The 20,910-nt window shown below is 70.9% G+C and carries 19 protein-coding genes; 14 read left to right on the top strand and 5 right to left on the bottom strand.

Going from position 1 to position 20,910, the window contains the following annotated elements; translation table 11 throughout:
- Positions 1-29: 29 nt before the first annotated feature.
- From REH65_RS00720 to REH65_RS00705, 4 genes are all read left to right on the top strand, one after another.
- Positions 30-1,463 (top strand): NAD-dependent succinate-semialdehyde dehydrogenase, encoded by a 1,434-nt coding sequence (locus REH65_RS00720; RefSeq protein WP_406690791.1) that lies wholly within the window; start codon positions 30-32, stop codon positions 1,461-1,463.
- A 257-nt stretch (positions 1,464-1,720) separates the two neighbouring features.
- Positions 1,721-2,131 carry a hypothetical protein gene (locus REH65_RS00715; protein ID WP_406690790.1) on the top strand — a complete coding sequence of 137 codons (411 nt, stop codon included), beginning with the start codon at positions 1,721-1,723 and terminating at the stop codon, positions 2,129-2,131.
- Between the two features lie 30 nt (positions 2,132-2,161).
- Positions 2,162-2,797, top strand: a complete 636-nt coding sequence (locus tag REH65_RS00710; RefSeq protein WP_406690789.1) for a GAP family protein — start codon at positions 2,162-2,164, stop codon at positions 2,795-2,797.
- A gap of 301 nt (positions 2,798-3,098) precedes the next feature.
- Positions 3,099-4,643 (top strand): BCCT family transporter, encoded by a 1,545-nt coding sequence (locus REH65_RS00705; protein ID WP_406690788.1) that lies wholly within the window; start codon positions 3,099-3,101, stop codon positions 4,641-4,643.
- Between the two features lie 39 nt (positions 4,644-4,682).
- On the opposite strand, the gene REH65_RS00700 is transcribed toward REH65_RS00705, so the two are convergent.
- The 5 genes from REH65_RS00700 to REH65_RS00680 all read right to left on the bottom strand — a co-directional run bounded on the left by REH65_RS00700 (position 4,683) and on the right by REH65_RS00680 (position 9,606).
- Positions 4,683-5,975 carry a CitMHS family transporter gene (locus REH65_RS00700; RefSeq protein ID WP_406690787.1) on the bottom strand — a complete coding sequence of 431 codons (1,293 nt, stop codon included), beginning with the start codon at positions 5,973-5,975 and terminating at the stop codon, positions 4,683-4,685.
- 100 nt (positions 5,976-6,075) lie between these two features.
- Positions 6,076-6,684, bottom strand: a complete 609-nt coding sequence (gene otnC / locus REH65_RS00695; RefSeq protein WP_406690786.1) for a 3-oxo-tetronate 4-phosphate decarboxylase — start codon at positions 6,682-6,684, stop codon at positions 6,076-6,078.
- The gene (gene otnK, locus REH65_RS00690; protein WP_406690785.1) at positions 6,681-7,886 is read right to left on the bottom strand and encodes a 3-oxo-tetronate kinase; all 1,206 of its coding nucleotides are present in this window, start codon (positions 7,884-7,886) and stop codon (positions 6,681-6,683) included. Before otnK ends, otnC begins: the two co-directional genes overlap by 4 nt.
- Positions 7,883-8,524, bottom strand: coding sequence for an aspartate/glutamate racemase family protein (locus REH65_RS00685; RefSeq protein ID WP_406690784.1), 642 nt, complete (start codon positions 8,522-8,524; stop codon positions 7,883-7,885). The genes otnK and REH65_RS00685 overlap by 4 nt, the downstream gene beginning before the upstream one ends.
- On the bottom strand, positions 8,521-9,606 hold the full coding sequence (locus REH65_RS00680; protein ID WP_406690783.1) for an isocitrate/isopropylmalate dehydrogenase family protein: 1,086 nt from the start codon (positions 9,604-9,606) through the stop codon (positions 8,521-8,523). Before REH65_RS00680 ends, REH65_RS00685 begins: the two co-directional genes overlap by 4 nt.
- 219 nt (positions 9,607-9,825) lie before the next feature.
- Between REH65_RS00680 and REH65_RS00675 the strand changes: the two genes are divergently transcribed.
- The 10 genes from REH65_RS00675 (at position 9,826) to REH65_RS00630 (ending at position 20,910) form a co-directional block, all read left to right on the top strand.
- Positions 9,826-10,491 (top strand): GntR family transcriptional regulator, encoded by a 666-nt coding sequence (locus tag REH65_RS00675; RefSeq protein ID WP_406690782.1) that lies wholly within the window; start codon positions 9,826-9,828, stop codon positions 10,489-10,491.
- Entirely contained in the window at positions 10,488-11,651 is a 1,164-nt protein-coding gene (locus REH65_RS00670) for an MFS transporter (protein WP_406690781.1), read from the top strand. Before REH65_RS00675 ends, REH65_RS00670 begins: the two co-directional genes overlap by 4 nt.
- A 96-nt stretch (positions 11,652-11,747) precedes the next feature.
- Positions 11,748-12,821, top strand: coding sequence for an isocitrate/isopropylmalate dehydrogenase family protein (locus REH65_RS00665; protein WP_406690780.1), 1,074 nt, complete (start codon positions 11,748-11,750; stop codon positions 12,819-12,821).
- Complete coding sequence (locus REH65_RS00660; protein WP_406693294.1) at positions 12,821-14,185, top strand: NAD-dependent succinate-semialdehyde dehydrogenase; 1,365 nt, start codon at positions 12,821-12,823, stop codon at positions 14,183-14,185. Before REH65_RS00665 ends, REH65_RS00660 begins: the two co-directional genes overlap by 1 nt.
- A complete protein-coding gene (locus tag REH65_RS00655; RefSeq protein ID WP_406690779.1) occupies positions 14,185-14,619 on the top strand; it encodes a cupin domain-containing protein in 435 nt (144 codons plus the stop codon). The genes REH65_RS00660 and REH65_RS00655 overlap by 1 nt, the downstream gene beginning before the upstream one ends.
- A 196-nt stretch (positions 14,620-14,815) precedes the next feature.
- Positions 14,816-16,108 carry a CitMHS family transporter gene (locus REH65_RS00650; RefSeq protein WP_406690778.1) on the top strand — a complete coding sequence of 431 codons (1,293 nt, stop codon included), beginning with the start codon at positions 14,816-14,818 and terminating at the stop codon, positions 16,106-16,108.
- A 13-nt stretch (positions 16,109-16,121) separates the two neighbouring features.
- Positions 16,122-16,415, top strand: a complete 294-nt coding sequence (locus REH65_RS00645; RefSeq protein WP_406690777.1) for an antibiotic biosynthesis monooxygenase family protein — start codon at positions 16,122-16,124, stop codon at positions 16,413-16,415.
- A gap of 57 nt (positions 16,416-16,472) precedes the next feature.
- Positions 16,473-17,342 (top strand): GntR family transcriptional regulator, encoded by an 870-nt coding sequence (locus REH65_RS00640; protein WP_406690776.1) that lies wholly within the window; start codon positions 16,473-16,475, stop codon positions 17,340-17,342.
- Positions 17,343-17,659: 317 nt separating this feature from the next.
- On the top strand, positions 17,660-18,445 hold the full coding sequence (locus tag REH65_RS00635; protein WP_406690775.1) for an MHYT domain-containing protein: 786 nt from the start codon (positions 17,660-17,662) through the stop codon (positions 18,443-18,445).
- 104 nt (positions 18,446-18,549) lie between these two features.
- The gene (locus REH65_RS00630) at positions 18,550-20,910 is read left to right on the top strand and encodes a nitrate- and nitrite sensing domain-containing protein (protein WP_406690774.1); all 2,361 of its coding nucleotides are present in this window, start codon (positions 18,550-18,552) and stop codon (positions 20,908-20,910) included.

Below are 20,910 nucleotides of genomic sequence, written 5' to 3'. Positions count from 1 at the left end.
CCACCGAGGTCTCCCGAGAGGACGAACCCGTGCACCACCTCGAATCCGACCGCGGCCTCCACATCGGCGGCCAGTGGCTCCCCGGCCGCGGCGGGCTCTTCGACGTCGTCGACCCCGCCACCGCCACGCCCATCGCCACCGTCTCCGACGGTTCCCCCGACGACGCCACCGCCGCGGTCGACGCGGCGGCGCGGGCGGCCGCGGCCTGGGCCGCGACCCCGCCCCGCGAGCGCTCCGACGTGCTGCGCCGCACCTACGAGCTCATGCACCGCGACCACGAGGACCTGGCCCGGCTGATCACGGCCGAGAACGGCAAGTCGCTGTCCGACGCACGGGCCGAGGTCGGCTACGCCGCCGAGTTCTTCCGCTGGTACTCCGAGGAAGCGGTCCGCACCGAGGGCCGCTACTCCCCCGCGCCCGCCGGTGGCGCCCGCACGCTGGTGACCTACCGGCCCGTCGGGGTGGCCGCGCTGGTGACGCCGTGGAACTTCCCCGCCGCGATGGCCACCCGCAAGATCGGCCCCGCGCTCGCCGCCGGGTGCACCGTCGTGCTCAAGCCCGCCGCCGAGACGCCGCTGACCGCGCTGGCGATCACCCGGCTGCTCGCCGAGGCGGGCGCCCCGGACGGGGTCGTCAACGTGGTGCCGACCACCGACGCCGCGGGTGTGGTGAGCGCGTGGCTGGCCGACTCGCGGGTCCGCGCGCTCTCGTTCACCGGGTCCACGCAGGTCGGGCGGTTGCTGCTGCGGCAGGCCGCGGACCGGGTCGTGACGACGTCGATGGAGCTCGGCGGCAACGCGCCGTTCATCGTCACCGCCGACGCCGACCTCGACGCGGCGGTCGCCGGGGCGATGATCGCGAAGTTCCGCGGTGGCGGTCAGGCGTGCGTGTCGGCCAACCGGTTCTACGTCCACGCCGACGTCGCCGAGGAGTTCACCGAGCGGCTGGGCAAGGCCGTCGCGGCGCTGCGCGTCGGCACCGGCGACGGCGCCGAGGTCGGGCCGCTGATCAGCGAGAAGGCCGTCACAGGCATCACGGCTCTGATCGACGACGCGCTCGCGCGCGGAGCCCGCGTCGCCGCCCGCGCCGAGGGCCCCGGCGGCCCCGGGTACTTCCTGGCCCCGACGGTGCTCACCGACGTGCCCGCCGACGCGCGGGTGGTGCGCGAGGAGATCTTCGGACCCGTCGCCCCCATCGTCACCTGGCGCGACGAGGACGAGATGCTGCGCGCGGTGAACGACACCGAGATGGGCCTGGCCGCCTACGTCTTCGCCGGGGAGCTCCAGCGCGCCGTCGATCTCGCCGAGCACGTCGACGCCGGCATGGTCGGCATCAACCGGGGCGCGATCTCCGACCCGTCGGCCCCCTTCGGCGGCACCAAGCAGAGCGGCCTGGGCCGCGAAGGCGGCCACGAGGGCCTCCACGAGTTCACCGAAACCCAATACCTCAGCCTCGACTGGTGACCCCGACCGCACCCCACCCCGGAGGAGGCGATCCCTCCACCCCACCGATCAGAACGTGCGGCATTCACCCGGTCGAAAACCGCGGTTTTCGTCGGTCGAAAACCGCTGTTTTCGTCTTGAGGGGCACGATCGGTTGGTTTTCGTGGGTGGGGGGTGGGGCTTTGGTCCCTGGTTGGGCGGGTGGGGTGGTCTCACGGTGGGTGGGGCCGGGGTGAGGGCCTCGGTTGTCGTGTTTCCCACGGTGTGAGGAGTTGGTCATGGCTACGCATGGAGCTCACCCCGCACGGACCGGGTGGGTCGGGTGGATCTACTTCGGGGCGATCGTGCTGGTGGTTGGTGGGATCGTGCAGTTCGTGAACGGGTTGATCGCGCTGGCCCAGTCGGGGTCGACGTACCTGCTGCCGTCCGGGATGGCCGTGCAGGTCGGGTTCGGGAGCGTGGCGATCAGCTTCATGATCATGGGCGTCGTGCTGGCGGCCGCCGGGATCGGTGTGATGAGCGGCCGGACCTGGGCTCGGGTGCTGGCGATCGCGCTGGCAGTGCTGAGCGTGCTGGCCAACATCGCGTTCTTCCCCGCCTACCCGGTGTGGTCCGGGGTCGTGATCGTGCTCGACGTCCTGGTGATCTACGCACTGCTCGCGCACGGGCGGGAGCTGCGGCACCGTTGAGCGAGACGCACTGGGGGAAGGGAGCGGCTCGTGGGCCTGCAAGTGCTGCCGCTGGCGATCACGATGATGGCCGGACCGCAGATCATGTCCGCAATCGTGCTCGTGACCAGCCCCAGGCCGGTCCGCGTGTCGCTCGCCTTCCTCTCCGGCGTGCTGCTCGCCCTCGTCGTCGGGGTCGGCGTGGCGCGCGGGCTCGCCGCGCTGCTCGGCACCGCGCTGCCGACCAGCGCCGGCCACCACCCCTCGGCCGTCGGCAAGTGGGTCCAGATCGGACTCGTCTGCCTGCTGATCCTGTTCGCGCTCAAGAACTTCCTCGGGCGCAAGACCGCCCAGCCACCGAAGTGGCTGACGACGCTGCTGTCGGCCACGCCCATCACCGCGTTGCGGACCGGGCTGCTGGTCATCTTCACGATGCCCTCCGACGTCATCATCATGCTCACCGTCGGGGCGAACCTCGAACACCACCAAGCCGGTTTCGGCTCCGCGCTGCCGTTCATCGGAGCCACGCTCCTGATCGCCGCGCTCCCCTTGCTGCTCTACCTCGTGCTGCACAAGCAGGCGCTGACCGCCATGCCCCGGGTGCGGGACTGGATGAACACCCACAGCTGGCTGGTCAACATCATCGTCTGCGTCGTCTTCATCACCCTCATCGCCACCGGCCCGTGAGCCCGGTAGGCGAGACCGGGTAGACTCGTTTTCCGCTCCGGCGAGCTCGACCAGCGTGAACGCCGTCGTCGTCCCGTCGTGGCGACGATGACGGCCCCAGAACCGCAGCGCACGCGTCCGCCGGTGATCCCCGCGCAGCGGCCCTACCCCGTCCACCACGCCGCCGACAGAGTCACGGAGACCCCTTCCGAAGCACGAGCCGTCCTGTCGGCCCCGGGCGTCACGGTCCTCACCGCGACGGCCGCGCGCGCCTGCGCCAGGACGCCGCCACCGTCTTTCCCCCAGCTCACGGAGTCAACGCTTGTCTGATCCCTCCACCGCGTCGCCGGAACACAGGCGACCCGGTCCGGTCCTGTACGTCTCGCTCGCCCTGGCGGCGGCGATCGCCGTGTGGGGCACCGCCGCCGGCGACTCGCTGTCCCGCGTCGGCTCGGCCGCGCTCGACGGCATCACCCGCAGCTTCGGCTGGGCCTACCTGCTGGTCTCGCTCGGATTCCTGATCTTCCTCGTCTACCTCGCCTGCAGCCGCTACGGCCGACTGCGGCTCGGCGGCGACGACGAGCGGCCCGCTTTCCGCAGGCTCACCTGGTACGCGATGATCCTGTCGGCCGTGATGGGCATCGGCCTGATCTCCTACGGGGTCGCCGAACCGATCTCCCACCTCGCCGAACCCCCGCACGGCCTGGCCGCGCCGATGACCCCGAACGCGGCGGTGACCGCGATGCAGTTCTCCTTCTTCGACTGGGGCCTGCACGCCTGGGGCATCTTCGCCGTCGTCGGCCTGGCGATGTCCTGGTCGATGTTCCGCCGCGGACGCCCCGGCCTGGTCAGCGCCCTGTTCCGGCCGCTGCTGGGCGAGCGCACCGAGGGACCGGTGGGCGGGGCCATCGACGTGTTCGCCGTGCTGGCGACGCTGTTCGGCACCACCACCTCGCTCGGGCTGGGAGCGATGCAGATCAACGGCGGGTTCACCGCCCTGTTCGGCATCCCCGATTCCAAGCCGGTGCAGTTCGCGATCATCGGCGTCATCACCCTGCTGTTCACGGCCTCGGCGCTGACCGGGGTCTCGCGCGGCATCCGCTACCTGTCGGAGACCAGCATGGGGCTGGGCGCGCTGCTGTTCGTGTTCGTGCTCGTCGTCGGCCCCACGCTGTACCTGGTGGACCTGTACGTGCAGACCATCGGCCGCTACCTCAGCGAGCTGGTGTCGACGAGCCTGATCACCCCGGCCAACGGCGATCTCGGGTTCATGCAGGACTGGACCTACTTCATGCTCGCCTGGTGGCTGTCATGGGCGGCGTTCGTGGGCGTGTTCCTGGCGCGCATCTCGCGCGGGCGCACGATCCGCGAGTTCGTCACCGGCGTGCTCGTGGTGCCCAGCGCGGTGTTCTCGGTGTGGTTCACCGCCTTCGGCGGCACCGCCATCCACAGCGACCTCGCCGGCACCACCCGCATCGCCGCCTCGGCCGCGGCGGACGCGAACTCGGCGTTCTTCGCGACGCTGCAGTCGCTGCCGATGCCCACGCTCACCTCGGTCCTGACGATCGTGCTGGTCGTGCTGTTCTTCGTCTCCGGAGCCGATGCCAACACCTTCGTGCTCGGCATGCTCACCAGCCGCGGCACGGAGCAGCCGCCGCAGCGGATCCTCGCGCTGTGGGGCGTGCTCACCGGTGCCGCCGCGATCGCCCTGCTCGCCGCGGGCGGGCTGGAGTCGCTGCAGCAGATGGTGATCGTCAGCTCCGCGCCGTTCCTGATCATCCTGGTCGGCGTCGCCGTGGCCTTCTGGAAGGACCTCACCACCGAGTTCGTCCCGCACCAGGTCGAGGAGCCGCTGGCGGTCAAGTGAGGAAGCGGGCGGCCCCGGCGCGGGGCCGCCCGCTTCTCGTCAGCCGACGCTGATCGCGCCGGTGAGCACCGCGAACAGGATGTAGGCGACCGAGCAGCCCAGCACCCACAGCAGGGCGAAGCGCTGGAACTCGCCGAGATCGCGCTTGATCAGCCCCAGCAGCACCCACAGCGGAGCCGAGGCCGGGCCGATCGAGTGCATCATCTGACCGATCGCCCCGGCACGGGCGATCTCGGTGGCGTGGATCCCGTAGTGCGACGCCGATTCGGCCAGCACCGGCAACACTCCGAAGAAGTACGCGTCGTTGGACATGAAGAAGCTCAGCGGCAGCCCGATCACGGCCGTGAACAGCGGGATCAGGTTGCCCAGCGAGTCCGGCACGACCGCCAGCATGGCGTTGGCCATCGCGTCGGTCATGCCCGTGTCGGTCATGATGCCGGTGAAGATCCCGGCCGCCAGCACCAGGATCACCACCGGGACCGCGTTCGAGGCGTGCTTGCGGATGACCTCGCCCTGCTCGGTGAGCTTCGGGTGGTTGACCAGCAGCGCGATGACGAAGGCGACCATGAACAGGTTGACCAGTTCGGCCACGCCCAGCACCAGCAGGACCAGCAGCAGCGCCGTCAGACCCGCGTTGAACCACAGCTTCCAGTTGCGGCCCGCGGTGTCGCGTTCCTGAGCGGCGATCTCGGCGGCGAACTCGGCGATGGTGTCCGGGTCGATCTTCTTGCGCTCCCGCCGACCCAACAGGTACGCGATGCCGACGATGAACCCGGAGGTCAGCACCATCGGCGCGATCATGTGCACGAAGTAGTCGGTCGCGTCCAGGTGCAGCACGCTGATGCCGCGCGTGGCCGCACCGCCCCACGGGGTCGTGCCCGAGATCGCGCCCAGCGCCATCGTCGCGATGGTGGCGACGACCAGCGGGTTGATGCCGAGGCGGCGGTAGATCGGCAGGAACGCCGAGCAGATGATCATGTAGGTCGTGGTGCCGTCGCCGTCGAGGGACACCAGCAGCGCGAGCACGGCGGTGCCGACACAGATCCGGACCGGGTCCCCTTTGGACAGTCGGATGATCCCCTGCGAGAGGGGGTCGAAGAGACCCGCGTCCATCATGACGCCGAAGTACAGCACCGCGAACAGCAGCAGCACCGCCGTCGGCGCCACTGTTTCCAGACCCGAGGTCATCATCGAGTCCAGGTCGGCGCCGAAGCCGGCGACGACCGCGAAGGCGATCGGCGTCATCATGATGGCCACGAACGCCGTCAGGTACTTGCGCAGGACCAGCGCCATGAAGACGCCTAAGGTCGAAAATCCCAGAACTGCGAGCATCGTTGCTTCTCCGGTTCGAACCTCGCCGCGGACGTGCACGCGCGGCGGAACAGCAAGGGAGTCCGGCCCGTTCGAACGAGGACCGGACCGGTCGGCCGCGTCAGGCCCGCAGCGCCGCCACCTGATCCGGGGTCAGCGGCGCGGTTTCGGTGTTGCGCAGCAGCAGGAAGATCCGGGCGGTCTCCTCGATCTCCTCCACCGCGTCCGCCGCGGCGGCGAGATCGCCGCCCGCCGCGATCGGACCGTGGTTGGCCAGCAGCAGCGCGTGGTGCTCGCGGGCCTCCTCCTCGGCGAGCGCGCCCAGCGAGGTGTCGCCGGGCGCGTGGTACGGGAGCAGCGGCAGCGAGCCCACGCGCATCGCGTAGTACGCGGTCAGCGGGGGCAGCGCGTTGCTCCGGTCGAGCCCGGCCAGGCACGACACCGCCGCCGAGTGGGTGCTGTGGGTGTGCACCACCGCCGAGGCCTGCGGCCGGGCCCGGTAGAGGGCCAGGTGCAGGAAGGCCTCCTTGGTGGGCGGGGGTCCGCCGAGGTGACGACCGCCGGTGTCGAGCACCGACAGCTCGGCCAGCGCGCCCAGCGACACCCCGGTCGGGGTGAGCAGAACGCGATCGCCGTCGCGGACGCTGATGTTGCCGGTGCGGCCGGCGGTGAGCCCTCGTGCGAACAGCGAAGCGCCCAGGTCGACGACCTGCCGGGCGAGGTCGGTCATCGCAGGCCCCCTCTCGCCGCGCGGCTGAGCAGGTCCCGCCCGCCGAAGTTGCCGGACTTGAGCAGCAGCGCGATCCGGGGCTCGCCGGTGCTCACGCACCACGGCACGCCGCGGTCCGCCTCGGCGGTGACCTCCACCGATTCCACGCCCAGCGCCTTGACCACCGCGCCGGAGGTCTCGCCCCCGGCGACGACCAGGCGCCGGTAGCCGAGTTCGACGGCGCGGCGTCCGAGGGCGGCCAGGGCGTGCTCGAAGGCCTCCGCTTCGCCCGGCCCTCCGCGTTCCTCCGGGGGCGCCGAGGCGTAGATCATCACGGTCTGCCGGGCGTGGTCGGCGAGCCAGGTCATGGCCTCGTCCTCGTTGCCGAGGCGCAGCCGGAGCGACGGCATCTCCTCGCGGGCCCCGGCGACCTGGGTGAGCGTGGTCGTCGAGCAGCTGCCCGCCAGGACGATCCCGGGGCCGCCCGGCAGGTCCGCTCCCTCCGCGTGCGCACCGGTTCCGCCGCCGAGCGCTCCGGCGAGACCGGCGCCGCCGGTGAGCAGCCGCCGGTCGGGGCAGGCGCGAGCCAGCGCGGTCAGGTCCTCGTCGATCACCGCGTCGGCGACGACGTGGCGGATGCCGTTGGCGCGCAACCGGTCCAGCTCCAGCCGCACGGCCTCCGCTCCCCCGCGCACGACCGCCAGCGGCAGGTTCGCGACCGGCCGTGCGGTCTGCCTGCCCAGCACGCGGACCAGGTCGGGGTCGGTCATCGGGGTCAGCGGGTGGTGCCGCATCGAGGACTCCGACAGCAGCCGGTCGCCGACGAACAGGTGCCCCTGGTAGACGGTGCGCCCGTGCTCCGGCGAAGCCGGGCACACGATCGTCAGCGCCTCGCCGGTGGCATCGGCCAGCGCGTCGGCGACGACGCCGATGTTGCCCTCGTCGGTGGAGTCGAACGTCGAGCAGTACTTGAAGTACAGCCTGCTCGCGCCGCGCTCGGCGAGCAGGCGCTGCGCTCGAAGCGACTGCTCGACCGCCCGATCCGGTTCGGTGGTCCGGGTTTTCAACGCGATGACCAGCGCGTCGCACTCCGGAGCGGCCCAGCGCTCGTCGGGCAGCCCGAAGTGGAGGACCACGCGGAGGCCGCCGCGGCGCAGGGCCGCGGCGACGTCGGTGCCGCCGGTGTAGTCGTCGGCGATGACGCCGAGCACGCCCCCGCTCATGCCAGCACCTCCCGCAGTTCGGCCGCCGCCAGCTGCGGCGGGCTCAGCACCGGGGTCGACACCGCGGCCTCCAACCGGCGCCATTGCGGTGTCAGCGAGTACTGGCCGAGCACGAACACGTCGACGCCGTGGTCGCGCGCGGCGTTCTCCAGCGCCACGAACAGCGCTTCGGAGTCGCCGCTCGCGGCGGCCTCGGCCGCCCCGGTGGCCGTGATCGGCACGATCTCGGTGGAGGGCAGCAGGTCGCCGAGGCGGTGGCTCGTGTCGGCCACGGCCGAGGCCAGCGAGCCGATCACGCCCACCCGGCCGGGCCGGGAGAACGCGAGCTCGCGCAGCATCGCCCCGTCCGAGCCGCGCACCGGCACGTCCCAGAGCTGCCCGGCGAGCTCGGCCACCGGCCCGTACATCGAGCAGGTCAGCTGCACCGCCTGGGCGCCGTGCTCCACGGCGTGGCCGATGAGGGTGAGCATGCGCTTGCGCAGCGGGGCGCTCAGCCCGCCCGCGGCGTCGGCGTCGGCGGCCAGCCGGTCGTCGAGCAGGTTCCACAGCTCGGCCTCGCCGAAGGACTCGGCGAAGGCCGCGCGGGCCGGGCCGATGGCCGCGGGCGTGGCGTGGATCAGGGCGACGAACGGGCTCATGCCGAGGCCCGGATCGTCGCGGCGACCGCCTCGGCGAAGGCCGCGGTGCCCGCGGTGCCGCCGAGGTCGGTGGTGGCGGTTCCGCCGCGCACGGTGGCGTTGACCGCGTCCTCGACGGTCCGGGCCGCGCGGCGCAGCGACTCGTCCTCGTGGCGGTCGGCCAGCCAGTCCAGCAGCATCGCGCTGGAGAGGATCATCGCGACCGGGTTGGCGAGGTCGCGTCCGGCGATGTCGGGGGCGGAGCCGTGTGCGGCCTGGGCCATCGCGACCTCGTCGGAGGCGTTGACCGAGGGCGCGATGCCCAGCGATCCGGCGATCTCACCGGTGAGGTCGGAGAGGATGTCGCCGAACATGTTCTCGGTGACCAGCACGTCGAACTCGTTCGCGCGGCGCAGCAGGTGCACGGTCATCGCGTCGATGTGGAAGTCGTCGACGGCGACGTCCGGGTACTGCTCGGCGATCTCCCGGCAGACGTCGCGGAACAGGCCGGTGGTCAGCCGCAGCACGTTGGCCTTGTGCACGATGGTGAGCTTCTGCCTGCGGCCGCGGGCCAGCCGGAACGCGGTGTGCGCGATGCGCTCGCAGGCCTGCCGGGTGATGATGCCGTGCGCGATCGCCACGTCCGGGGTGGGCATGAACTCGCCGGTGCCGGCGTGGGTGTTGCGGTCGGCGTAGAAGCCCTCGGTGTTCTCCCGCACGATGACCAGGTCGGTGCCGGGCACCACGGACCTGGTGCCCTCGAAGGACTTCGCGGGCCGGATGTTGGCGTAGAGGCCGAAGTGCTTGCGCAGCGTGCCGCTCGGGTTCAGCGTCGAGCGGTGCGGTTCCGGGTAGGCGGCGCTGTCGTGCGGCCCGAGCAGCCATCCGTCCAGTTCGGACAGCGTCTCGAGGGTCTGCTGCGGGACCGCCGAGCCGAACTCGTCGATCGCCGAGCGCCCCAGCGGCAGCCGGGTCCAGTCCACCCGCACTCCGGATGCCTCGAAGGCGGCGTCGAGGACCTGCACCGAGGCCGGGACGATCTCGGGGCCGATGCCGTCGCCTTCCAGGATGCCCAGGCGGTAGCGACTCGTGGGGGTCTGCATTCTCAGCGTTGTCCTTCCGGGTGCAGGGGTTGCGCGGCGAGCGCCAGCACATCGTGAAGGTTATAACCTCTGTCGGTCAAGGCCGGATTCAGCCCATCCGGAATCCGCGCTGACCCGGCGATTCACCGCTGTTCACGCTTATGAAACGCCCGAAATGCCTGGTCACTCAGGGGCGAGGAGTGGTGTTGTAGGCTATAAGCAAGCGAGGAGGTCAGTGCGATGACAGAGCCAGCGACGCCGTTGATGACCAAGAGCGACGTGGCCTACGACAAGGTGCGGGAGAAGATCCTCTCCGGCGAGTTCCCACCCGGGTCGGTGATCAACCAGGCCACCCTCGCCCGCACCATCGGCATCAGCACCACGCCGCTGCGCGAGGCGCTGCGCCGGCTGAAGGCCGAGGGACTCGTCGAGCTCGGCGCGCACCGCGACGCCAAGGTCACCGAGCTCAAGGCCGAGGAGAACCGCGACCTGCTGGAGATGCGCCGCTCCCTCGATCCGCTGGCCGCCTCGCTGGCCGCGCAGCGCCGGACCAAGGACGACATCGCCGAGATCCGCGCGTCCCTGGAGGGGTTGTGGGCCATGCCCGGTGATCCCGACTACGAGCACCTGCTGCACCACCGGCGCTACCACCGCGCGATCTACCGGGCATCGCACAACGAGCTGCTCATCGAAACCCTGGAAGGCCTGTGGGACAAGGCCGATCGCTACCGCCGGTTCGCCCTGGAGGTCGACCGGGGGCCGGAGGCCAGGGCCAAGAAGGACGAGGAGCACCGGACGCTCGCCGACGCCATCATCGCCGGCGACTCCGAGGGCGCGGCCGCGGTGATGACCGAGCACATCAACACCAGCCTCGCCGCCCAGGCCACCCGCCGGCTCCGCTCGTGAGCATCGGGAACCGCCAGGTCTGGGCGCTGCTCGGGCACGCCGCGCTCACCCAGCTGATCACCTTCGTGCTGCGTCCGGCCACCACCTACCGGGCCCTCGAACTCGGCGTCCCGGCGTCGTGGCTCGGTGTGCTCTCCGGCAGCTTCGCGCTGGTCCCGCTCGTGCTGGCGCTGCCCGCCGGGCACATCGTCGACCGGCTCGGCGAGCGGCGCGTGATGTTCGCCGGGAGCCTGCTGATGTGCGCGGCGGGGACGCTGCTGCTCGCGCTCGGGCACACCGTGCCCGGGCTCATCGCGGGCAGCGTCGTGCTCGGCACCGCGCACCTGGGCGCGATCGTCGGGCAGCAGGCCCTGGTGGCCAACAGCGCGACCTCGGGGCGGATGGATTCGGCGTTCGGCTACTACACCTTCGCCGCCTCGATCGGCCAGGCCGCCGGACCGCTGATGATCGTCGCCTTCGGCGGCACGCAGGCGATTCCGGACACCACGCCGATCTTCGCGGGCAGCATCGCGATCGCCGCGGCGCTTTTCGCCATCACCTTCGCCGTCCGGAGCACCAGCACCGAGCGCGGTCCGGCCGCCACCGAGAACATCGGCGTGCGCCGGCTGCTGCGGATTCCCGGGCTCGCGGGCGCGCTGCTCACCGCCTGCACCGTGCTGGCCGCGGTCGACATCTCGCTGGTGTACCTGCCCGCGCTCGGCGCCGAACGCGGGATCGCCTCGTCGCTGATCGGCACGCTGCTGGTGCTGCGCGCGGCCTCCTCGATGGCCTCGCGGTTCTTCCTCGGCCGCCTCTCGGAGGTGCTCGGACGGCGTCGCCTGCTGATCCTGAGCATCGTCGCCGCCTCGATCGGGCTCGCCGTGGCGGCAGCGCCGGTCCCGGTGTGGCTGCTGCTCATCGCCGTCACCGTCGCCGGTTTCGGGCTCGGCGTCGGGCAACCGGTCACCATGTCCTGGCTGGCCGAGTCGGCCCCGCCGGGCGCTCGCGGACGCGCGATGTCGTTGCGGCTCACCGGGAATCGCGCGGGACAGGTCGTCATCCCCGGCGCGATCGGTCTCGTCGCCGCGGGCCTGGGCTCGGCCGGGGTCCTCTGGGTCACCGCGGGCGGTCTCGCCCTCACCGGTCTGCTGGCCCGAAACCTCCCGGTCAACCGCACTTGATCGGTCCGTTGGTACTTCTTCGTTGCAAAAAACCAACAGCGGTTCTAGGGTTCTCCTCGCGGCCGACTTGGCCGGTTTGGAAAGGAACCCGACACCGTGCAACTGCTCGTCCTGCCCGGGGACGGCATCGGACCCGAGATCACCGATGCCACCCTCCGGGTCCTCACCGCCACCGATCGCCTGATGGGGCTCGGCCTGAAATGCGAAACCCACGACATCGGCCTGACCTCGCTCGCCGCTGAGGGCACCACGCTGCCGCAGCGCGTCATGGAGCGGATCCCGCAGGTCGACGGCGTCGTGCTGGGCCCGGTGCAGCACTACGACTACCCGTCGCGCGCCGAAGGCGGCATCAACCCCTCGGCGGAGCTGCGGACCGCCTTCGAGCTGTTCGCCAACGTGCGGCCGTGCCGCTCGCACCCCGACCTGTCGATCCTGCGGCACCCGATGGACCTGGTGATCGTCCGGGAGAACACCGAAGGCTTCTACTCCGACCGCAACATGGTCGCCGGGACCGGCGAGTTCATGCCCGACGAGGACCTCGCCCTGTCGGTCCGCAAGATCTCGGCGAAGGCCTCCGAGCGCGTGGCGCGCGCCGCGTTCGAGCTGGCCCGCACCCGGCGCAAGAAGGTGACCGCGGTGCACAAGGCCAACGTCGTCAAGCTCTCCGACGGCCTGTTCCTGCGCGAGGTCCGCAAGGTCGCCGCCGACTACCCCGACGTGGAGCTCGAAGAGCTCATCGTCGACGCCGCCGCGGCGCTGCTGATCCGCCGACCGCACACCTTCGACGTGCTGGTGACCACCAACATGTTCGGCGACATCCTCTCCGACGAGGCCTCCGAACTGTCCGGCAGCCTCGGCCTCGGCGGCTCCATCAACGCCGGTCACGACATCTGCGTCGGCCAGGCCCAGCACGGCTCCGCACCGGACATCGCCGGTCAGGGCATCGCCAACCCGACTTCGCTGATCCTGTCCGCGGCGATGCTGCTCGACTGGCTGGGCACCAAGCACACCACACCAGCGCTGAACCAGGCCGCCGCGCGCATCGAGTCCGCCGTCGAGGTCGCGCTGTCGAATCCCACCACCCGCACCCGCGACATCGGCGGCTCGCTGGACACCGAGGCGTTCACCGACGCCGTGGTCGCCGCGCTGGAAGAGAAGGGCACCCAGTGATGATCGTGTCCACCAACCCGGCCACCGAGGCCGAACTCGCCCGCTTCGAGGCGCACACCGGCGCCGACGTCGACGCCGCGCTCGATGATGCCGTCGCCGCGCAGCGGGACTGGCGCACCCGGCCGATCGCCGAGCGCGTCGAGCTGCTGCGCTCGATCGCGGCCGTGCTGCGCGCCGGCCGGTCCGGCTACGCCCGGTTGATCACCGCGGAGATGGGCAAGCCCATCGCCGAGGCCGAGGCCGAGATCGACAAGTGCGCGCTGACCTGCGAGCACTACGCCGAGCACGCCGCCGACTACCTCGCCGGACGGCCCGTGGAGTCCAACGCCGCCGAGTCCACCGTGGTCTACGACCCGCTGGGCGTGGTCCTGGCGATCATGCCGTGGAACTACCCGTTCTGGCAGTACTTCCGCTTCGCCGCCCCCGCCCTGGCCGCCGGAAACGGCGCGATCCTCAAGCACGCCAACAACGTTCCGCAGTGCGCGCTCGCGGTCGAGGAGGTCGTCCGCGAGGCGGGCGCTCCGGAGGGACTGTGCCGCAGCCTGCTGCTGCCCGTGCCCGCGGTCGCCGACGTCATCGCCGACGACCGGATCGCGGCGGTCACGCTCACCGGCTCCACCGAGGTCGGTGCGATCGTGGCCGCCCAGGCCGCCTCGCACCTCAAGAAGCAGGTCCTCGAACTCGGCGGCTCCGATCCGTTCATCGTGCTGGCCGACGCCGACATCGCCGCGGCCGCCGAGACCGCGGTCAAGGCGCGGTTCATCAACGTCGGGCAGAGCTGCGTCAACGCCAAGCGCTTCCTCGTCGAGGAACCGGTGGCCGACGAGTTCGTCGCCGCCTTCACCGAAGCCGCCGAGGCACTGCCGGTCGGTGATCCCACCGATCCCGCGACCCGGATCGGGCCGATGGCCCGGGCGAACCTGCGCGACGCGCTGCACGACCAGGTCCGGCGCACCGCCGAGGCGGGCGCCACGGTGCTCACCGGCGGGAAACCGCTGGACGGGCCGGGGCACTTCTACCCACCGACCGTGCTCGACCACGTCTCCCCCGGCATGGCGGCGTTCACCGAGGAGACCTTCGGTCCCGTCGCGGCCATCACCCGCGTCGCCGACGCCGAGGAAGCCCTGAAGCTGGCCAACCAGACCGAGTTCGGGCTGGGAGCCGCGCTGTGGACCCGGGACCTCGACCGCGCCCGCGACTTCGCCCGCCGCATCGACGCCGGTGCGGTGTTCGTCAACGGTCTCGTCGCGTCAGACCCGCGCCTGCCCTTCGGGGGCATCAAGAAGTCCGGCTACGGCCGCGAACTCGGTGCCGAGGGCATCCGCGAATTCGTCAACGTCAAAACCCTCTGGATCGGTGCCTGATGACCGCTGACAACGACCCCTGCTGCGCGGACTTCCCCGCCTCCGTCCTGCGCCCCGCCGAGCTGGAGGCCTTCTCCCGGGGCGGCGGCGCGAGCACCATCCCGCTGGTCAACCGCGCCCGGGGCGCCCAGGTGTTCCTCAACGGCCAGACGCTGTTCGAAGGCGGCGCCGGAATCCCGCTGCACACCCACAACTGCCCGGAGAGCGTGGTGATCCTCGAAGGCGACGCCATCGTCGAGATCGACGGCGAGGAGCACGAACTCACCACCTTCGACACCACCTACGTCGCCGCCGGAGTCCCCCACCGCTTCCGCAACGCCTCCGACACCGCACCCATGCGCATCCTCTGGACCTACGCCTCCGTCGACGCCACCCGCACCCTCGTCGACACCGGCGTGACCACCCGCGTCGACGCCGAACACACCCGAACCTGACCCCACCCGGTCAGAACACCCAGTTCTCCACAGGTCGAGAACCGCGGTGCTCGTCGCGACGAACGCCTCGGTTCTCGACCGGCTGAATACCGGAGTTCTCGTGCTCCGGGGCGCGTTGGGCGCCTCGGAGGCGAGAACTCCTGCGCGGAAAACCGCCTCCCACCCGGAAAACCTGAGCCTCCTTGGAGCGGCAACGATGCTCGCCACCCTTGGCTTCCTCACCCTCGGCACCTTCATGGTGCTGGTCATGCGCAAGTACGCGACCGCGTTCGTCGCGATCATCGCCGCGCCCGTGCTCTTCGCGATCATCGCGGGCCGCGGGGCGGATCTCGGTGACATGGCGATGGAGGGGATCGAGACCGTCGCGCCGACGGCGGTCCTGCTGCTGTTCGCGGTGCTGTACTTCGGCGTCATGATGGACGCGCGGCTGTTCGACCCGATCAGCGGCGGGATCATCCGCCTGTCGAAGGGAGATCCGGTCCGGATCTGCGTCGGCACCGCCGTGCTCGCGCTGCTGGTCGCCCTCGACGGCGACGGCACCACCAGCTACATGATCATCTGCTCGGCGTTCCTGCCGATCTACCGCCGCCTCGGCATCAACGCGCTGGTCATCGCCACCATCGCGACGATGGCGCTGGGCCTGATCTCCGGCTCCACCCCGTGGGGCGGGGCCGCCACCCGGGCCATCTCGGTGCTGCACCTCGACGCCGCGACCTACTTCTCACCCCTCATCCCGAGCCTGCTGCTGACCTCGGGACTCATCGTCGTCGTCGCCTACCTCCTCGGGCGCGGCCAGCGCAAGCACGTCGACGACGCGGTGCTGGCCGAGGTCGCGCGTGAACTGCGCGAGCAGCGCACCGAGGACGAGGCCCGCGGCTGGCGCCTGTGGTTCAACGCCGGACTGACCCTCGTGCTGCTGGTCCTGCTGGTGGCAGGCGTGGCCGAACCGGCCGTGCTGTTCATGGCCGGGCTGGTGATCGCACTGCTGGTCAACCACCCGAAACTGACCGTGCAGGGCGAGGTCGTGCGCAAGCACGCCTCCAACGCCGTGCCGGTCGTCATGCTGGTGCTCGCCGCAGGCATCTTCACCGGAATCCTGTCGGAGACGGGCATGGTCGACGCGATGGCCACCAGCCTGCTGTCGATCGTCCCGAACTCGCTGGGCGGGCTCATCCCGCTGTTCACCGCGCTGATCGGGCTCCCGCTGAGCTTCTTCATGTCCAACGACGCCTACTTCTTCGGCATCCTGCCGGTGCTCGCCGAATCCGCGAGCCACCACGGCATCGAGGCCTACGAGATCGCCCGCGCCGGGGTGACCGGGCAGATGCTGCACTCCATCGGCCCGGCCTCGGCCCCGCTGTGGGTGCTGCTCGGGCTCATCGGCAAGGACCTGGGCGAGTTCCAGCGCTTCGCGCTGCTGCGGGTCGTCCTCGTCTCGCTCGGCATGGTGGGATTCACCGTGCTCACCGGGGCCATCACCCTGATCTGAGGAGGGAAACAACGTGATCACCGAAATCGCTCACATCCGCATCACCGGGCAGGACGAGGCGTTCGAGGCCGCGGTGGCCGAGGCCGTGCCGCTGTTCCTGGCCGCCGACGGGTGTCACGGGGTCCGGTTGGTGCGGAGCGCGGAGGATCCGCTGCTGTACCGGTTGCTGGTGGAGTGGGAGACCGTGGAGCACCACACCGTGACGTTCCGGTCTTCGGATGCCTACGCGCGGTGGCGCGAGCTGGCGAGCCCGCACTTCGCCGAACCGCCCGCGGTGGAGCACGTGCGCGACGTCCTACCGCGGTGAGCCGGGGCGGGGAACTAGCCTTGACCCGGACTTGATCGTGAGGATGGGACCCCGACCTTGGCACCGACTCCGCTGACGCGTCAGACCGCTGCTCGCATCGTCGAGCACATCCGCGAGCAGGGGCTGCCCGCGGGCAGCAAGCTCGTCGAGCGGGCGCTCGCCGAGCACCTGCGGGTGTCCCGGTCGCCCGTGCGCAACGCGCTGCGGTTGCTCGCCGACGACGGTGTCGTCGGTCTCGCCGAACGCGGCGGCTACACCGTCCTGGTGCCCGCCGCCGAACTCCCCGCTGCGGAGTCCGAGACCGACGACACCGAGCAGCTGTACCTGCGCATCGCCGCGGACCGGCTCGACGGGAAGCTCCCCGACCGGGTCACCGAGACCGGACTGGCGCGCGACTACGGGCTCACCTCGGCCCAGCTGACCCGGCTGCTGCGCCGGATCAGCAACGAGGGCTGGATCGAGCGGCTTCCCGGCTACGGCTGGGAGTTCCAGCCGATGCTCACCGAGCTGCGCTCCTACCAGGACAGCTACCGGTTGCGGCTGACCATCGAACCCGCCGCGATCCTGGAACCCACCTTCACCCTCGACCGCACCGCGATCGAGCGGGTGCGCGCGCAGCAGCAGCGGCTCGTCGACGGCGACATCTGGTCGGTCGGCAACGCCGAGCTGTTCGACCTCAACAGCGGTTTCCACGAGGCGATCATGGAGTGCAGCCGCAACACCTTCTTCATCGACGCGCTCACCCGCGTCGACCGGCTGCGCCGGCTCATCGAGTACCGCCGCTCGCTGTCGCGGGAACGCGCGATCGTGCGCTGCCGCGAGCACGTCGAGATCGCCGACCTCCTGCTGGCCGGGCGCACCGCCGAGGCCGCCGAGGCGATGCGCAGCCACCTCGACACCGTCGGCGCCGAGAAGTCCGAATCATGATCTTGCGCTGATCTCCCGATCACAGCGAGATAACCGAGCGCCACTTTCCGCAATTCCCACCAGGCCGCAGGACGCCGTGGTGAGTTCATCGCACGCACTCCGCCAGGCGTTACGAATTCGCCGAAAAACGCCCTGGAACTGCGGAGATCACTGCGAGTCGGCATTCGCTCACAGTTTCCAACCTACTCCGGAGTACGGTTGTCCGCTTGAAATTCCGTGTGTATGGTCGCTGCCGTTGTGAACGGCCAGTCGGGGCTACGTGGGCCGGTCCTTTTCGAACGAGTGCCGCCTACACAATTTAGGGAATCATGGGTCCATTGGGATCGACGACCGAGTTCGGTTTCGGCTGGTTGACACCGGTGCTGTCGTTCGTCATGGCGTGCGTCGGCGCCGGGCTCGGATTGCGCTGCATGGTCCGGGCTCTGGGGACCACCGGTCGTGCGCGGCGCAGCTGGCTGGTCAACGGTGCCTTCGCCATCGGCACCGGGATCTGGACGATGCACTTCATCGCGATGCTGGGCTTCAGCGTCACCGGCACCGACATCCGCTACGACGTGCCGCTGACGGTGTTGAGCCTGGTCGTGGCCATCGTCGTGGTCGGCATCGGCGTGTTCGTCGTGAGCTACAGCCGCAGCAAAGCGCCCGCCGTCCTCGGTGGCGGCGTGATCACCGGCATCGGCGTCGCGGTCATGCACTACGTCGGCATGGCGGCGATGCGCATGTCCGGTTCGGTCAGCTACGCGCCGCTGACGGTGGCGCTGTCGGTGCTGATCGCGGTCGTGGCGGCCACCGCCGCGCTGTGGGCGACGCTGACCGTGACCGGGCCCGTGGCCGCCTTCGGCGCCTCGGTCGTCATGGGCATCGCGGTGAGCCTCATGCACTACACCGGAATGGCAGCGGTGAGCGTCGAACTGCATTCGGGCGCGCACTCCATGCATTCAGAACTGCCCGGGGCGACCCCGATGGCGTTCATCTTCCCGCTGACCGTGCTGCTGGGCACCTACTTGTTCCTGTCCTCGGCGTTCGTGGCGATCTCGCCGAACGTCCGATCCCGGAAAACGCCCGGCACCGAACCCGAAGAACACCGGAGAGTCTCCGGATGACAATCATTTCGCGCTTTCCCCGCACCTCGAATTCGCTGGTCGCGGGCTGAATCCCCACATCTCATCCCCGGATTCTCCATTTCGGGATGGAGGACTGAACACCCATGTCTGCGAAACCGGCCGAACCCAAGCCGGACCGTTCCCGCGCGACGCTGCGCACCCCCTCCGCGCTGCTGCCCAGGTTCCTGCGGCCCAAGACGGTGCGGGCCAAGACCGTCGCGCTGCTGGCCGTTCCCGTCGTCTCGCTGATGGCGCTGTGGTCGCTGACCACCGTGACCGCCGTGCAGGACGCCTGGTCGCTGCACCAGGCCGAGCAGCTCGACCGCACCCTGTCCGCGCCGCTGCACCAGGTCGTGCGCACCCTGCAGGACGAGCGCGCGGCCGCGGCCCGCCACCTGTCCACCCCCGGCTCCACCACCGAGCTCGAAGCCCTGCACCAGCGCTCCTCGGCGGCCGCCGAGGAACTGCGCACCGGAGTGCAGCGCTCCAGCGCGACGATCGCCAACCTCGCGCCGCAGATGCGCGACCGCGTCACGACGTTCAACACCGACCTGGACGCGCTGGCCGACCGGCACCAGTCGATCCTCAACGCCAACACCGACTGGGACAGCACCTACCGCGCCTACAACGCGGTGATCGACGACGTCTTCTCGCTGCAGGAGCAGGTCGTCACCGCGCAGCAGGACGAAGCCGCCGACGGCGCCCGGCTGGCGCTGGGCATCGGCCGCGTCGAGGAGATGCTGGAACGCCAGAACACCGCCGCCACCTCGGCTTTCGCCGGAGCGCGGATGACCGGCGAGCAGCACGAGGCCTTCGCCGAGGCGCTCGGCGGGCAACGCGTGCTCACCGACGACCTCATGCCCGACCTCGCCGCAGGCGAACGCGACGCCTACCGGCAGCTCACCGAGACCGACGGATACCGCACCCTGGCCGACATGCAGTCGCGGCTGCTCGGAACCGATCCGGCCGCGCTCGGCTCGGTCCCGCCGAAGCTCTGGGGCGAATCGGTCGGCCAGGTCTCCCAGGCGATGGAAGCCGGGCGCGACCGGGCCGAGAAGGCGGGCGCGAACGCGGCCGCGGCGGCCAGCGCGGCGGTGCTCGACCGCGCGATCTGGACGGTGGCGCTGGGTCTGGTCGCGGTGCTGCTGGCGCTGGCGATCTCGGTGCGCATCGGCCGCGGCATGGTCATCGAGCTGGTCGGGTTGCGGAACTCGGCGATGGAGCTCGCCGACGAGCAGCTGCCCGCCGCGATGCGGCGGCTGCGGGCCGGTGAGCAGATCGACGTCTCCACCGCCGTCCCGGTGATCACCCCCGGCGAGGGCGAGGTCGGCCAGGTCGGGGCGGCGATCAACGCCGTGCAGCACTCGGCGCTGCAGGCCGCCGCCGAACGCGCCGAGCTGCTCACCGGCGTCTCCGGCGTGTTCGTCAACCTGGCGCGGCGCAACCAGTCCCTGGTGCACCGGCAGCTGGGGCTGCTGGACTCGATGGAGCGCCGCACCGAGAGCGAGGCCGACCTGGAAGACCTCTTCCGGATCGACCACCTCGCCACCCGCATGCGCCGCCACGCCGAGAGCCTGATCATCATGTCCGGCGCGACCCCGGGCCGCGCCTGGCGCACCCCGGTGGCGCTGATGGACGTGATCCGCTCCGCGGTCTCGGAGGTCGAGGACTACACGCGGGTCAAGATCCGCCGCCTGCCGCAGGAGCTTTCGGTGCTGGGCTCGGCGGTGTCGGACGTGACGCACCTGTTCTCCGAGCTGGTGGAGAACGCCACGAACTTCTCCCCGCCGGATGCCACGGTGCTGGTGCACGGCGAGGCCGTCGGGTCCGGGTTCGTCATCGAGATCGAGGACCGCGGCCTGGGCATGGCGCCGGAGCGGATGGCCGACGCCAACCAGCGCGTCAAGGAGGCGCACCGGCTGGAGCTGTTCGACAGCGGTCAGCTCGGCCTGTTCGTGGTCAGCCGCCTGGCGCACCGCCAGGGCATCCAGGTCTCGCTGCGCCGCTCCCCCTACGGCGGTACCACCGCCGTGGTGCTGATCCCCTCGACGATCCTGGTCAACCCGGTGCGCGACGCCGAATCCACGATGGACGCGCTGCAGCCGGTCGAGCCGCCCGCCGAGGAATTCCCCGAGCGGGAACCGGTGCCGGCGGTGGCCACGAGGCTGCCCGACGACCACCCGGAACCGGCCTGGACGGCGCCGGAGGTGGTCGACGCCGCACCGGCCGAGATCCCCCCGGCCCGCATCGAGGGCAGCCTCGACGACGAGGAGGAGATCGCCGGGCTCCCCCGCCGCAAGCGCCAGGAGAACCTGGCGCCCGGGCTCAAGGCGATGGACACCCGCGGCGGCGACCAGGACGGACCGGCGCCGTTCGGCGAGCGGGTGTCGCCGGAGACGGCGCGCTCGATGATGTCGGCGCTGCAAGAGGGTTTCGCCCGCGGCCGCGGCGACCGCGACGACTGA

The organism is Saccharopolyspora sp. ID03-671, assembly GCF_045278815.1.
Taxonomy (GTDB): Bacteria; Actinomycetota; Actinomycetes; order Mycobacteriales; family Pseudonocardiaceae; genus Saccharopolyspora; species Saccharopolyspora ipomoeae.
Note: the sequence above shows the minus strand (reverse complement) of the source record. Positions and strands in the feature narration are given on the sequence as shown.

Excerpts from the sequence above, each read along its gene's own strand:
- otnC (WP_406690786.1), bottom strand. The coding sequence starts at position 6,684 with ATGACCGACCTCGCCCGGCAGGTCGTCGACCTGGGCGCTTCGCTGTTC.
- REH65_RS00680 (WP_406690783.1), bottom strand. The coding sequence starts at position 9,606 with ATGCAGACCCCCACGAGTCGCTACCGCCTGGGCATCCTGGAAGGCGAC.
- REH65_RS00675 (WP_406690782.1), top strand. The coding sequence starts at position 9,826 with ATGACAGAGCCAGCGACGCCGTTGATGACCAAGAGCGACGTGGCCTAC.
- REH65_RS00655 (WP_406690779.1), top strand. The coding sequence starts at position 14,185 with ATGACCGCTGACAACGACCCCTGCTGCGCGGACTTCCCCGCCTCCGTC.
- REH65_RS00630 (WP_406690774.1), top strand. The coding sequence starts at position 18,550 with ATGTCTGCGAAACCGGCCGAACCCAAGCCGGACCGTTCCCGCGCGACG.
- REH65_RS00685 (WP_406690784.1), bottom strand. The coding sequence starts at position 8,524 with ATGAGCCCGTTCGTCGCCCTGATCCACGCCACGCCCGCGGCCATCGGC.
- REH65_RS00700 (WP_406690787.1), bottom strand. The coding sequence starts at position 5,975 with ATGCTCGCAGTTCTGGGATTTTCGACCTTAGGCGTCTTCATGGCGCTG.
- REH65_RS00715 (WP_406690790.1), top strand. The coding sequence starts at position 1,721 with ATGGCTACGCATGGAGCTCACCCCGCACGGACCGGGTGGGTCGGGTGG.
- REH65_RS00650 (WP_406690778.1), top strand. The coding sequence starts at position 14,816 with ATGCTCGCCACCCTTGGCTTCCTCACCCTCGGCACCTTCATGGTGCTG.
- otnK (WP_406690785.1), bottom strand. The coding sequence starts at position 7,886 with ATGAGCGGGGGCGTGCTCGGCGTCATCGCCGACGACTACACCGGCGGC.
- REH65_RS00660 (WP_406693294.1), top strand. The coding sequence starts at position 12,821 with ATGATCGTGTCCACCAACCCGGCCACCGAGGCCGAACTCGCCCGCTTC.